We start from the raw sequence: 13267 nt of genomic DNA, 5'->3' as shown, positions 1-13267 counted from the left end.
CCCTCAGGGCGACACGGAGGCGGAGGCCCCGTCCGTCGGGGTCTCCGTCGCACAGGTGATGGTGAACGCGACCGAATTCGACGTCACCCGGACCGGTGCCCGCACCTCCACGCCGATCTCGTTGCGGAACGTCCCGCTCGTGTCGTACGTCGTCGCGACGACCGTCTTCTGCCGGGTCCTGCCGCCCCCCGCCGGGAACGACAGCGTCTTCCAGCCGGGGTCCGTCACCTCGCCCGACTCCGTCACCCAGCGGTACTCGACGTCCACCGGGACACGGCCCACCGTGAACGTCGCCGTGAACGAGGGCGCCCCGTCCCCCGGCGGCGGGCAGGCGCCCGCATAGTCGGTGTGCTGACCTGTGACCGTCACCTGCACGGACTGCGCGGGCGGAGTGGTCGTCGCGTGGCCGCCGCCGGGAGCGCTCGTCGAGGGACTCGGCCCGGTCGAGGCGGTGCTGCCGCTCTCGCTGTGCGTCCCACTCGCGCCGGAACTCCCGCCGCCGTTGCCCGGAGCGGCGCTGCTGCTGCCGCCACTGCCCTGGTCGCCGTCCCCGCCGTCCCGGTTCAGCAGCGCGTACGTCAGCCCTCCGAGGGCCAGCGCCAGCGCGACCAGGCCCGCGACCAGGACCACGGCCGCGCGGCGGTTGCGGTCCGGTTCCCGCGTCGCGGCGGTCGTGGGCGCGGTGCTCGACAGCGGAACGCCGGGGCTCCCGGGCCCGGGTGGACCTTGGGGAGCGGGGCCGAACGTGCCGAGTGTCGTCGCGTCGGAGCCCGTCGGCCCGGGAGGCGTGACGGGCAGCGTGTTGCGGCGCGTGGGCGGCGCCGCGCCGCCCGCCGCGACGACGCGCAGGTCGTGCTCGGCCTGGTCCGCGTTCATCCGCTCGGCCGGGTCCTTGGCCAGCAGGCCCTCGATGACGGGGCCGAGCGAACCCGCTCGCCGCGGCGCCGGCAACGGCTCGTCGACGATCGCCCGCAGTGTGCTCAGCGGAGTGTTCTGCCGGAACGGCGAATTGCCCTCGACCGCCGCGTAGAGCAGGACGCCGAGCGACCACAGGTCGGACTCCGGGCCCGGTGTGCGGCCCAGCGCCCGCTCCGGAGCGAGGAATTCGGGGGAGCCGATGACCTCACCGGTCATCGTCAGCGCCGAACTGCCCTCGACCGTGGCGATCCCGAAGTCCGTGAGGACGATCCGCCCGTCGTTCGCGATCAGGACGTTGCCCGGCTTGACGTCGCGGTGCAGGACCCCCGCCTCGTGCGCGGCGCGCAGCGCGGCGAGCACCTCGGCGCCGATGTGTGCGGCGCGTGCCGGGGCCAACGGGCCCTCCGCGTCCAGCAGATCGGAGAGGGCGAGGCCGCGGACCAGCTCCATGACGATCCACGGTCGGCCGTCCTCGGTGGCCACGTCGTACACCGTCACCACATTGCGGTGCGAGATGCGTGCGGCGGCCCAGGCCTCCCGCTCCAGCCGGGCGTACATCCGCTCGACCTCGGAGTCCGGAAGTCCGGCCGGGGCACGGACCTCCTTCACCGCCACCTCGCGCTGCAGCACCTCGTCGCGGGCGCGCCACACCGTTCCCATGCCGCCCTCGCCCAAGGGCGACAGCAGACGGTAGCGCCCCGCGATCACACGTTCACTGCCCGGGTCTTCGGACACGTGCGCCCCCTCTTCGCATCCGCGCGATTTCTCCACAAAAGTAGCTCAGCCGAGTACGGATGCGGCCCCCCTGAACACCAATCCAGCCCCAAGCGCTACGACGACGAACGCCGATCCCAGGGGCGCGGCCCTGCGCACCAGGGCCGCGGTGCGGCCCGCGGCCCAGCGTGGACGCCGGGCGAGGACCCGGCTCATCCCGCCGCCGAGCCTGACGACGGCGAAGCCGGCAGCCGTGAGCGTCAGCGCGAGCCCGGCGCCGTAGGCGAGGACCAGGAGGAACCCGAACCACGCCTTGCCCAGCGCGGCGGCACCGACCAGCACCACGACCGCGGACGGGCTGGGCACGAGGCCGCCGGCGAAGCCGAGCAGGATCGTGCCGCGCAGGGTCGGCGCGATCTCGTGCGTGTGGGTGAAGCCGCCGTGGGTGTGTTCGAGGGTGCGGGAGCGGGGGGCGCCGGGGGAGTGGGGGTGCCCGTGCGCGCGGTCGTGCTTGTGGTGGTGCTTGTGGTCGTGCTTGTGCTTGTGGTCGTGACTGTGCTGGTGCTCGGGGGCGCTGTCGACGGTGCGTTCGCGTGTGCCGGACGCGTCCGAGGCGCCGGCCGTGCTCGGCGCGGCGGCGGTGCCGGTGGCGGTGGGCACGGCGGAGTGCGCGAGCACCAGGGGCCGTTGGCGGTGCCGGATGCGCTCGGGGGCACGGGTCCCACCGGATGCGTGGCTGTGGTCGTGGTCGTCGTCGTGATGGTGGTCGTGGTCGTGGTCGTGGTCGTGGTCGCGCCCGTGCCCGTGCGGTCGGTCGTGGTCCAGGCCGTGGCCCGGAGAGTGTTCGTGGGTGTGTCCGTGTCCGTGCCCATGTCCGTGGGGGTGCTCGTGCGCGCCCGCGTGCGTGTGCCCGTCGCTGTGGTCGTGGTCGTGGCCGTGGGAGTGACCGTGCCGGTGGTCGTGTGCGGGGCCGTGCGACCGGTTCCGCCAGGCGCGTCGTACGAGGGTGGCTCCGGCCGCCGTGACCAGCACCCCGCTCGCCACGCCCAGCCACGCGATCACGGTCGGCGCCGCGGCGGAACCGGCCGTGACCAGCAGGCCGAGCGCGACCACGCCCATCGTGTGGGTGACCGTCACCGAGGCGGCGAGCGGCAGGACGTCCTTGAGCCGGGCCCGGCCCCCGCGGGCCGCAGCCGTCGCGGCCATCAGCGTCTTGCCGTGGCCGGGCGCGAGCGCGTGCATCGCGCCCAGCGCTACGGAGATGACGAGGGCCAGCGCGGCGAAACCGAAGGTGAGGTCGTGGCGGGCCACCAGTCCGTCGAGCGCCTCCGTCCACCGGTCGGCGCCGCGCGGCAGCACCGACGCGGCGGGCGCGTTCCGCCGTTCCTCGGTGAGCGCCGGCCCGCCGGGGCGGATCCGCAGGGTGGCGGTGGCGGTGTCGGCGGGCGAGGAGAGCAGCGCTTTCGGGTAGTCCGTCAGCTCGTCGGACACCGACTTGCTCGGTACGTCCGACGCGGTGAGCGTCATCCGGTCGCCGCGCGCGGTGATCTCGCGCCAGCCGGGCCCCCGGTCGCTCCCCGCGCTGCGGAAGCGCAGCGACACGGTGTCCGCCTCGGGCAGCGGCGCCGTCAGCCGGCACTCCACGCGCAGGGTGTCGAGCCCGGCCTGTCCGGGCCGCACGCGTGCGTGACTCCCGCCGACCGCGAGGGGCACGTCGCGCCCGCCGACCGAGAGTTCGCTGCCGTGCGCGGCCGACGCGCACCGCTCGCGCGCCCAGCCGGTCATCCCCAGCTCGTCGATCCGTGGCCGGGCCTGCGTGGCCGGGATCTCGGCCAGGTCCTCGACGTGGTCGATCCGCAACTGCCCCTGGGCGGCGACGAGTCCGTCGTACCGGTTGACGGTGAAGTTCCCGAGCGGGTGGGCGCTCGCCGGGCCGGCCGGGACGACCGCGAGCGCGCAGGCCGCGGTGAAGGCGGCGGCGCAGGAGGCGAGCAGTCGGCGGGTCCTCACTTCATGGCCTCCAGTGCCGTACGGGCCTCGCGGGCACCGAGCGGGGAGAAGCCCGGGTTCAGGTCGAGGGCGGCCCTCAGCGACGCGCCCGCCTCCTTCTTGTGGCCGGTGGCGCGCTCGATCATGCCGCGGTGGTAGAGGAAGGACGCGTTGCGGTAGCCGGTCGCGGTGGCCTTGCGGGCGTAGGGCAGGGCCTGCGCGTCGCGTCCGTTGACGTGCAGCGCCCAGGCCATCGCGTCCGCGGTGTGCACGGTGTGGCGGCGGGCCCACTCGGCGCGCGCCGCCTTGAGCGCGGCGGCGTGGTCCCCGTGGTCGGCGGCGGCCAGGGCCGTGTCGAGGTCGGCGTTGACGCCGTTGGCGCGGGCCAGCGAGACCCATGCCTGCACCAGGGTGTACTGGTCGTGGGCCTTCCGCGCGTCTCCCGCCGCACCCCGGGCCTCGTACAACTCGCCCAGTTCCACCAGGGGTTGCGGGAGCGGGTAGCGCTCGACGACTTGTTCCATGCCGCGGATCGCCGCCGCTCGGTCGCCCTGGGCGGCCTGGGCGCGGGCGCGGCCTTCGAGAGCCGGGAGATAGCTGTCGTCGGCGCTCAGCGCCCGTGCGTAGTAGGTGAGTGCGGTGTCGTAGTCGCCCTGACTCCAGGCGAGTTGACCGAGCGCGGTGGCGACGTAGGAGACGTCGCCACGGGTGGTCGCCGAGTCGAGCGCCTGGCGCAGGACCCGGCGGGCCGTCCTGGTGTCGCCGCGCAGTTCGTGGACATAGGCGTACCGAGTGAAGACGGGGACGCCCGGTCGTCGCCCGTTGGCGAGGTCGGCGGCCTTCGACGCGTCGTCGTAGCGTCCGAGCTCGACGAGGGCGTCGATGCGGGAGGAGAGGGCGCGTTCGCTGTAGGGGTTCTGCTTCAGGGCCTCGTCCGCGTACTTCAGGGCGCCGGTGAAGTCGTGCCGTGCCGCCGCGAGGGCCGCGCGGCCGGCCAGCGCGGGATCGTTGTCGGGGCGCAGCCGCAGGGAACGGTCGAGCGCCTCCTGGGCCTGCGGGTAGCGGGAGGGGTCGCCCTTGGTGCGGGCCTGCTCCACGTAGGCGAGCCCCAGCGTCGCCCAGCCGCCGTAGTCCTTCGGCTGAGCCTTGAGATGGGTCTGGAGGGAACTGATGCTCGTGTCGAGGTCGCCGCCGGCGAGCAGTTGCGGCGAGACGGCGCCGGGCACGGAGGCGACGGTGCGGCCGTCGCTGTCCCGGGCCGCCCCGAGCACGATCGCTCCGGCCGTCATGGCCACGGCCAACGCTCCCGCGCAGAAGGCGAGCTGGGCCGCACGTCGGCGCCGTCCGGCAGCGGACAGCCGACGCACGGCGGCGACACGCTCGTCGCCCTGCGTGGAGCCCTGCCCGCGCGCGCCGCTCGCGGTGCCCTCGGCGGGCGCGCCTCCCGCGACGCCGTCGTCCTTGCCACCCGCGGGGTCCCCGCCGTGGCCGACGCCCGCGGGATCCCCACCGTGCCCGGCACCCGCGATGTCTTCAGCGCGCTCGTCGCCCGCGACGTCTTCGGTGTGCCGGACGCCCGCCGCACCTCCGGCGTGCCCGCCGCCCTCGCGGTGAGCGCCGTCCGCGCCGCCTTCGATGTGCCCGGCGCCCGCGAGGCCTTCCGTGCCCCCGGTGGACACGCCGACCGGTGTGCTCCCGTCGCCCCTGTCGGCCCGTACGGCCCCGGCGGACGTGACGGACGCGCCGTCCGTCACAGATGCGCCGTCCGTCTCCGGCACGGCGTCCGTCTCGGGCGCCGCGACCGACGGCTCGCCGCGTTCGCTCTCCGGCGCGCTCTCGTTCGTACGCGGGGACATGCCCTCTCCTCAAGGTCCGGTGCGAAACACCTGTGCGGGAACGGTCGTTGCCGAGCTGATGACGGCGCGGCCCGCGCCGTGGGGGACGGTTGCGTGCGGGCCGCGCCTGTCGGTGGACCGGGTCAGTAGGCCCGGTTGTGCATCCGCCGGCGCCACCACAGGAATCCGGTGGTGATCAGCAGGAACCCGGCGGCGCCGGCCGCGGCGGAGGCCGCGATCAGCGTGGTGTCGGTGCCACCGCCGGCCGCACCCGCGGGCTTCAGCGCGTCGCCCAGCTGGCTGCGCACGTCGGTCCCGCTGGACGTGCCCTTGGCGAGCGCGCCGCGCGAGCCCGAGGTCGGCTCGGCCACGTACGGGAAGTACTTCTCGAACTTCTTGTCGTTCTTGTCGACCGCGTCGCCCAAGTCGTTCTTGGAACCGACCAGTTCACCCTCGACGACCTGGAGCGAGGCGTCGATCACGTCGTCGGAGAGCCGGCGTCCGTTCGGGAAGCCCGCGTTGTCGCCGTCGAGCACGCCGAGCCGCTTGGGGTGCATGGTCGGCTTGATCGAGGTGTTGAGCCGCAGTTCCTCGGCCGGGCGGACGTTCGGCGGCTGGTTGAGGCCCTTCACGCCCTTCAGGAAGACGTCGACCAGGTCGTTGCGGGGCTCGGCGGGCGCCTTGATCTTGTAGATCCCCTCGATGAGCTTCGGCAGCTCGGGGTTGGTCACGTTCTTCAGGAACTGGCCGTCGTTCCAGGGGGCGGACGCGTTGAACTTGTCCTTGTCCTTCTGCGGGTTGACGACCTCGTTGACCAGCGGCATGCCGAGCCGGGAGACCTGGGTCCAGTCGCCGCGCGCGTCCTTGCGCTGGGTGGTGGACCAGATGCCGACGACCGGCTGGCCCGCCGACTCCCGGATCATGTCGTTCGGCACCTGGAGGGCTATGGAGTTGACGTTGTAGCCCTTCAGCGTGTCCCGCCCGACCTCGCTCAGGTTGCCGCCGTAGAGCAGGTCGAAGACGCGCAGGTCCAGGAAGAACGGGTCGTCCGCCTGGCCCGCGAAGGTCGTCGAACCGCCCGCGAGCTTGTGCACGGCCTGGTCGCGGAGCTTGCCGTAGTCCGGCATCGAGGCCTTGCCGACGTTCGACGGCGCCACCGGGACGTCGTCGGCCACCTTGGTCCGCGACACCAGCTTCTGGTTGTGCAGCCGCAGCAGGTCGATGTCGTACGTCTGCGTGATGTTCAGGTCGGGGTCGTCGAGGCTGGTGACCGGACCCGTGTTGTAGAGGAAGGTGTCGCCGTTCTTGCGGTGCGTCTTGAAGGTGTAGCGGTAGACCAACTCACCTTGCGCGTCGCCGTTGTTGTCGATGTGGAGGTCGTACTGGGCGTCGTCGGCGAACGTGTAGAAGTTCGGTCCGCCGGCGGGTTCCTCGAAGGGGATCCAGTTCGCCACGATGGTGGTCGTGTCGGGCTTGTCCGGGCTCACGAACGCGTACACGTCCGTGTTGTCGTACTGGGGCTGCCCCGAGATCAGCGGGGCTTCCCGGTGGCTGGAGGCGGATGCCGCCCCCGGTTCCAGCGCGGTCACACCGGCGGCTGCGAGCCCCCCGGCGGCCAGCGCACCACAGATGAGAGTCGCAAGACTCCTGCGTCCCGCGTCACTCCTGGAGATAGGTGTCATGCCGTCCGTCCTCACGTCCCAATTGCCTGACGCACGCCATTCGGAGCGGTCGCCGGGGTGGATTGGTCGAATCCCAAACGTCTTTACGGCGGCTCGCGCGGCTCGTTTCACCGGGCGCTCGTTTCTTCGGTGCCGGACCCGCGTTTTCGGTCCGCTGATCCGTAACCCATCCAGAGACGCGCTCGCTGCGAACACGTAGGGGAAAGGACGGGCCGTGTGCGGCCGGAGAGGGGGACGGGTGGAGGCGGACGAACTTCTGGTGCTCGTGGCCGGAGGTGACCAGAAGGCATTCGAGGAGCTCTACGGACTGGTGTCCGGTCCGGTGTTCGGACTGGTGCGCCGTGTGGTCCGGGACCCCGCGCAGACGGAGGAGGTGGCCCAGGAGGTGCTGCTCGAACTCTGGCGTTCCGCCGCGCGGTTCGACCCGGGGCGTGGCAGTGCGCTGTCCTGGATCCTCACCCTCGCGCACCGCAGGGCCGTCGACCGGGTGCGCAGCGCCCGCGCGGCCACCGAGCGCGAGCAGCGGGAGGGGCGGCGCGCGCATCACCCGGCCTTCGACCAGGTCGCCGAGGAGGTCGAGGCCGGTCTGGAGCGCGAGTGGGTGCGCCGTTGTCTCGACCGTCTGACCTCGCTGCAACGCCAGTCGGTGACCCTCGCCTACTACGACGGCTACACGTACCGTGAAGTCGCCGAACGGCTCTCGCTGCCGCTGGGCACCGTCAAGACCCGCATGCGGGACGGTCTGGCGCGGCTGCGCGAGTGCCTGGGAGGTGCGGCATGAGCTTCCTCGACCGGCTGACGCGCCGCGATCTGCACTCGCTGGCCGCCCCGTACGCCCTCGACGCCCTCGAACCCGAGGAGCGGCGCCGTTTCGAACGCCATCTGCGGGGCTGTGTGCGCTGCTCCGCCGAGGTGCGCGCGCTGACCGAGGACGCCGTACGGCTGGCCTGGTCGACGGCGGCACCGGCGCCCGCCGCGCTGCGCGAACGGGTGCTGGCCGCCGTGCGCACCATGCCGCAGGAACCCGCCCCGCAGCCGTCCCGGGCCCGCCCGGCGCCGTCGTCCTCGCGTGCCCGCGACGACCGGCAGCCCGCACGCGCGCGTGCCCCCCGTCTGCGGCCCCTGATGGCGCCGCTCGCCACCGCCACGGCCGCGGCGGCCCTCGTCGTCGCCTCCCTCTTCGCCGTGCAGGCCACACAGACCCGGGACGAACTCGACCGGGAGCGCGCGCAGGCACGTGAGATCGCCCACGTTCTGGCGGCGCCCGACGCGCGTGCGACCAGTGAACGCGACGCGCAGGGGCGAGGAATCGGAGTGGTCGCCTCCGCGTCCGAGCGGCGCGCCGTCGTGACAGTGAGCGGACTGGGCACTCCCCCGGGAGGGCGCGTGCATCAGCTGTGGCTCATGCGCCCCAACGGGAATCCGGTTTCCCTCGGCCTCTTCGACGGCGACACGCCCTTGGTCGCCGACGATCTCAGCACCCGTGCGACGTCACTCGCTGTGACGGTCGAGCCTCACGGAGGGTCAGCACAGCCCACTACGCAGCCGGTTGTCCAACTCGCCCTGGAATCGGTTGGATTCGGAGAGTAATCGTCAACACCCTTACGGGGAAGGCGAATCCTGCGCCCGCGATACACGAGTGCCATGAGGGGGCGATAGGGTTAGCCTGCCCGGGCCGGGTGGACTCGTACGGGTGGGGAGTGACATGGAACAGATAACAGTGCGCAGCAGGGCCCGTGTCCCTGCGATCACCTGCGGGAGCAGCGCGACCAGTTCGCGTCTCGACCGCCATCTCGCGGTGCTGGGCGGTCCTGCCGTCCCGCAGCGTGAGACGGCCGAGGCGACGTCGCTGATGCGTGAACTCACCGCGCGTGACACCGCGCACGACAGCAACGGCAGGGTCGCGCGTGTGCGGCGGGTCTCGCTCTTCGCACCGCTGAGGCGGCTGCGCCGTTCGCTGTTCGGCGGCCACTGACGGCCGTCGGCACCGGCGTTCCCCGACCCGTGCTCCGGCGGCCCCACCGCCCCGGCACAGTGCTGCCCTTCCGCGTCCGTCATCCCCACGGCAGGCAGCCGCGCCCGGTGGGTCACCACACCGGGGCGCGGGTCACCACCCCTCGTCGAGTCACCGGACTCAGCGGGCCACCCCCTCCCGCAGCAGCTCCGCGACGTCCGCGTCCGCCATCCCCAGCGCCCGCAGCACCGGCCCGGTGTGCTCCCCGAGCCGGGGTACGGACCCCATCCGCGCCTCCTCCCCACCCGGCAGCGTGATCGGCGGCAGCAGCGCGCGCAACGGCCCCACCGGTGACTCCACTTCGCGCCACCGGTCCCTGGCGGCCAGCTGGGGGTGCTCGGCCACCTCCCACAGGTCCCTGAGCCGCGCGCACGCGATACCCGCGCTCTCCAGCCGGGCCACCGCCTCGTCCGTGTCCAGCACCTCCAGGGCCTTCGCCACCAGCGCGTCCGTACGCTCGCGATGGTCGACGCGCGCCGCGTTCGTCGCGTAGGCCGGGTCGTCCGCCAGGTCCGGCTGCCCCAGCACCTGGTGGGCCAGGCGCCGCCACTCCCGGTCGTTCTGCACCGACAGCAGCACCCGTCCGCCGTCCGCCGTCGGATAGGCGTCGTACGGCGCGATGACGGCGTGTGCCAGACCCGTGCGCGCCGGGGGTGTTCCTCCGTGCATCGCGTGATGCAGCGGATGCCCCATCCACTCCGTCAGGGCGTCCAGCATCGACACCTCCACCGGGCCGCCGTGACCGGTCGTGCCGCGCCGCACCAGTGCCGCGAGCACCCCCGAGAAGGCGTACATGGCCGCCGCGATGTCCGCCGCGGGGATCCCTGCCTTGACCGGCTGCTCGGGCGTGCCCGTCACCGACACGAGCCCCGCCTCGCACTGCACGAGCATGTCGTACGCGCGCTTGCCGGCGTACGGCCCGGACGCCCCGTACCCCGAGATGTCCACGGCGACCAGCCGCGGGTGCCGCGCGCACAGGGTGGCCGCGTCCAGGCCCAGCCGCGCCGCCGCCCCCTGTGCGAGGTTCTGCACGAACACGTCCGCGTCCGCGACGAGCCGGTGCACGACGTCGAGCCCGCGCGGGTCCTTCAGATCGAGGGCGACGGACTCCTTGCCCCGGTTGCACCACACGAAGTGCGAGGCGAGCCCCGCCGCCGCGGTGTCGTAGCCGCGGGCGAAGTCCCCGCCGTCGACGCGTTCGACCTTGATGACCCGCGCGCCGAGATCGGCCAGCTGGCGGGTCGCGAAGGGGGCGGCGACGGCCTGCTCGACGGCGACGACGGTGATGCCCTCCAGGGGCAGCGGCTGGGACTTCGGGTGTGACTGCATGCCGTGGATCATGGCCTGCGCTTCACACCTTTGTCATGCATGGATGTTGACGAGGCAACTTTCTGGGGCCCGGGGTGACTGATCGCCCGCGCGATTCAGTGGCTGCCGCACCCGAGGGAGGTGCGCTCCCGGAATGCTGCGGACCGCCCACGCGTGAGCACCCGGGGCCCGACCGGCACCACGCGGCACGGGGACCAGATGCGGGCGTTCCGCACGCCGATCACCGTCCGCCCGTCGCGTACCGGCGGACGGCGGCCGGCAGGAACACGGCGACGACGACGGCGCACCAGGCCAGGGAACCCGCGACCGGATGCGTCACCGGCCAGGCGCCGTCGGCCGGGGCCGGGGCGTTGCCGAACAGGTCCCGCAGTGCGGTGGTCACCGCGCTGATGGGATTCCATTCGGCGAGCGTGCGCAGCCAGCCCGGCAGGTTGTCCGTGGGGATGTAGGCGTTCGACAGCAGGGGCAGGACGAAGGTGGCCCCGCCCAGCTGGCCCGCCGCCTCCTCGCTCCGCGAGAGGAGGCCCAGCAGGATGCCGATCCATGTGGTCGCGAACCGGAAGAGCAGCAACAGCCCGACCCCGCAGGCCGCTTCGAGGGCCGACCCCTCGATCCGCCAGCCCACGGCGAATCCCACCAGCATCAGCGGAACCGTGCCGGCGGCGGTGACGACCACGTCCGCGGCCGCCTGCCCGAGCGGCACGGCGGCCCGGCTCATCGGCAGCGTACGGAAGCGGTCCATGACGCCGCGGTGCGAGTCCTGCGCGGCCTGGAACATGCCCGTCATGATCCCGTTGGCGGCGGTGGCCACCATCAGTCCCGGTACCAGGAAGGCGCGGTACTCCTGGCCGGGCGTGGCGAGCGCGCTGCCGAAGACGTAGCCGAAGAAGAGCAGCATCGTGATCGGCATGGTCTGGGTGAGGATCAGCAGACCCGGGTTGTGCCGGATGCGCCGCAGCTGCCGGCCGAGCATCGCGCCGCCGTCGTACGCCAATGTGCTCATGCCGCGGGCTCCTTCACGTGGGCCGGGGTGCCGGTCCGTTCCCCGGTCAGCCGGAGGAAGACGTCGTCGAGGGTCGGCGGGCGCAGGCTCGCGTCGAGCAACGGGACGCCCGCGGCGTCGAGTTCGCGCACCAGGCGCGGCAGGGTCAGCGTCGGGTCGGTGGTGACCGCGCCCACCGCGCCCCGCTCGCGGTCGAACGACGGCTCACTGCCCGTGAGCCGGTCCAGCACCCCGGCCGCCCCGGTCAGCGCGTCCGCGTGGGCCACGACCACCTCGGCGTACGAGCCGATCAGCGCCTTGAGTCCGGCGGGCGTGCCGGAGTGGGCGACGCGACCCCGGTCGACGAGCACGATGTCGTCGGCCAGCCGGTCGGCCTCGTCCAGGTACTGCGTGGTCAGCAGCACGGTCGTGCCGTCGTCCTTCAGGTGGCGCACGGCCTCCCAGATCTGGTTCCGGCTCGCGGGGTCGAGCCCCGTGGTGGGCTCGTCCAGGAACAGCACCTCGGGGCGGCGGACCAGGCTCGCGGCCAGGTCGAGACGGCGCCGCATGCCGCCCGAGTAGGTGGAGGCCGGCCGGTCGGCGGCCTCGGTCAGCCCGAAGCGCGCGAGGAGTTCGGCGGCGCGCGCCCCGGAGTCCCGCATCCGGTGCAGCCGTGCGAACAGCCGCAGGTTCTCCCGCCCGGTCAGATCGCCGTCGACCGACGCGTACTGCCCGGTGACCCCGATGGCGCGGCGGACGGCGCCGGCCTCCCGGACGAGGTCGTGGCCCGCGACACGCGCGGAACCCGCGTCGGGCCGCAGCAGTGTGGTGAGCACGCGTACGGCCGTGGTCTTGCCCGCGCCGTTCGGCCCGAGCACTCCGCAGACCGTGCCCCGCGCCACGGCCAGGTCCAGCCCCCGCAGTGCCCGAACCTCTCCGAACCGTTTCTCCAGACCCTCACTAAGTACAGCGTACGTAGTAGTCATGGGGGCACCATAGCGCACTACGTACGCTGTACGTAACTAGGATGGTCGCGAGGTGATCGACCAATGGCAGGGCGCAACGCCGTACCCGAAGTGATCTGGGCCCGTCCGGAGCGTGCGGGCCGCGGCCCGCGGCCGGCCCGCAGCCGCGCGGACATCGCGGCGGCGGCCGTGCGGATCGCGGACGCGGAGGGACTCGACGCGGTCTCGATGCGGCACGTGGCGGCCGAACTGGGCTGCGGCACGATGTCGCTCTACAACTACGTGCCGCGCAAGGAGGACCTGTACGAGCTGATGGTCGACGCCATCAGCGGCGAGCACGAGATGTGGGAACCCTCCGGCGACTGGCGCGCCGACATGACGAGGGTCGCGCACCAGACCCGCGCCCTCATGCACCGCCATCCCTGGATGCCGCGCCTGATGTCACCGGTCTACGGCTTCAGCCCCAACGCCCTGCGCTACCTGGAGCACTGTCTGGCCTGCCTCGACCCGCTCGACATGCCCTACGGCACCAAGATGGAGCTGATCGCGATGCTCAACGGCGTCGTGACGACGTACGTGGGCAACGAACTGGCCACCGCCGAACGCGCCCGCACCCTGCCGTGGTCCGAGGAGCAGGAGAACGCGATGCGGATCTCCTACCTCATCGGGCAGGTGTCGACCGGCGCCTACCCGCGGATGGCCGCGGCCGTCACGCAGGACGCCGGCCCGATCGACCTGGAGGCGGTCTTCGAAAGGGCGTTGAGCCGGGTCCTCGACGCCTTCGACCCCGCGCGGACCGGTTGACCCCCGCGCGGACCGCGCGTCCGGTGTGCGCGCTC

General features: G+C 73.0%; 11 protein-coding genes. 4 read left to right on the top strand and 7 right to left on the bottom strand.

The annotated features are described in order from the left end of the window. Positions 1-3 precede the first annotated feature (3 nt). The 4 genes from ACSYGO_RS12510 to ACSYGO_RS12495 form a co-directional block, all read right to left on the bottom strand. Positions 4-1653 (bottom strand): serine/threonine-protein kinase, encoded by a 1650-nt coding sequence (locus ACSYGO_RS12510; protein ID WP_432188183.1) that lies wholly within the window; start codon positions 1651-1653, stop codon positions 4-6. A 45-nt stretch (positions 1654-1698) separates the two neighbouring features. Beyond that, complete coding sequence (locus tag ACSYGO_RS12505) at positions 1699-3642, bottom strand: nickel transporter (protein ID WP_460386686.1); 1944 nt, start codon at positions 3640-3642, stop codon at positions 1699-1701. Beyond that, positions 3639-5477: a tetratricopeptide repeat protein gene (locus ACSYGO_RS12500; RefSeq protein WP_460386685.1), complete on the bottom strand. Its 1839-nt coding sequence runs from the start codon at positions 5475-5477 to the stop codon at positions 3639-3641. The genes ACSYGO_RS12505 and ACSYGO_RS12500 overlap by 4 nt, the downstream gene beginning before the upstream one ends. A 122-nt stretch (positions 5478-5599) precedes the next feature. Further along, positions 5600-7138: a DUF4331 domain-containing protein gene (locus ACSYGO_RS12495; protein ID WP_426680280.1), complete on the bottom strand. Its 1539-nt coding sequence runs from the start codon at positions 7136-7138 to the stop codon at positions 5600-5602. 238 nt (positions 7139-7376) lie between these two features. Here ACSYGO_RS12495 and ACSYGO_RS12490 point away from each other — a divergent pair, with 238 nt between their 5' ends. The 3 genes from ACSYGO_RS12490 to ACSYGO_RS12480 all read left to right on the top strand — a co-directional run bounded on the left by ACSYGO_RS12490 (position 7377) and on the right by ACSYGO_RS12480 (position 9113). Then, positions 7377-7919 carry a sigma-70 family RNA polymerase sigma factor gene (locus ACSYGO_RS12490; protein ID WP_095933278.1) on the top strand — a complete coding sequence of 181 codons (543 nt, stop codon included), beginning with the start codon at positions 7377-7379 and terminating at the stop codon, positions 7917-7919. Further along, positions 7916-8728 carry an anti-sigma factor gene (locus ACSYGO_RS12485; protein WP_460386684.1) on the top strand — a complete coding sequence of 271 codons (813 nt, stop codon included), beginning with the start codon at positions 7916-7918 and terminating at the stop codon, positions 8726-8728. The genes ACSYGO_RS12490 and ACSYGO_RS12485 overlap by 4 nt, the downstream gene beginning before the upstream one ends. A gap of 115 nt (positions 8729-8843) precedes the next feature. Beyond that, positions 8844-9113, top strand: a complete 270-nt coding sequence (locus tag ACSYGO_RS12480) for a hypothetical protein (RefSeq protein WP_028801703.1) — start codon at positions 8844-8846, stop codon at positions 9111-9113. 159 nt (positions 9114-9272) lie between these two features. Here the strand turns inward: ACSYGO_RS12480 and ACSYGO_RS12475 are convergent, their stop codons facing one another. The 3 genes from ACSYGO_RS12475 to ACSYGO_RS12465 all read right to left on the bottom strand — a co-directional run bounded on the left by ACSYGO_RS12475 (position 9273) and on the right by ACSYGO_RS12465 (position 12449). Next, positions 9273-10493 (bottom strand): CaiB/BaiF CoA transferase family protein, encoded by a 1221-nt coding sequence (locus ACSYGO_RS12475; protein WP_460386683.1) that lies wholly within the window; start codon positions 10491-10493, stop codon positions 9273-9275. 208 nt (positions 10494-10701) lie between these two features. Next, entirely contained in the window at positions 10702-11484 is a 783-nt protein-coding gene (locus tag ACSYGO_RS12470) for an ABC transporter permease (protein WP_460386681.1), read from the bottom strand. Further along, positions 11481-12449: an ATP-binding cassette domain-containing protein gene (locus ACSYGO_RS12465; protein ID WP_460386680.1), complete on the bottom strand. Its 969-nt coding sequence runs from the start codon at positions 12447-12449 to the stop codon at positions 11481-11483. The genes ACSYGO_RS12470 and ACSYGO_RS12465 overlap by 4 nt, the downstream gene beginning before the upstream one ends. A 63-nt stretch (positions 12450-12512) precedes the next feature. On the opposite strand from ACSYGO_RS12465, the gene ACSYGO_RS12460 reads away from it, so the two are divergent. After that, on the top strand, positions 12513-13232 hold the full coding sequence (locus tag ACSYGO_RS12460; protein WP_460386678.1) for a TetR/AcrR family transcriptional regulator C-terminal domain-containing protein: 720 nt from the start codon (positions 12513-12515) through the stop codon (positions 13230-13232). Positions 13233-13267: the final 35 nt, after the last annotated feature.

The organism is Streptomyces krungchingensis (assembly GCF_054729265.1).
This window is presented reverse-complemented; position numbering and strand designations above follow the sequence as displayed.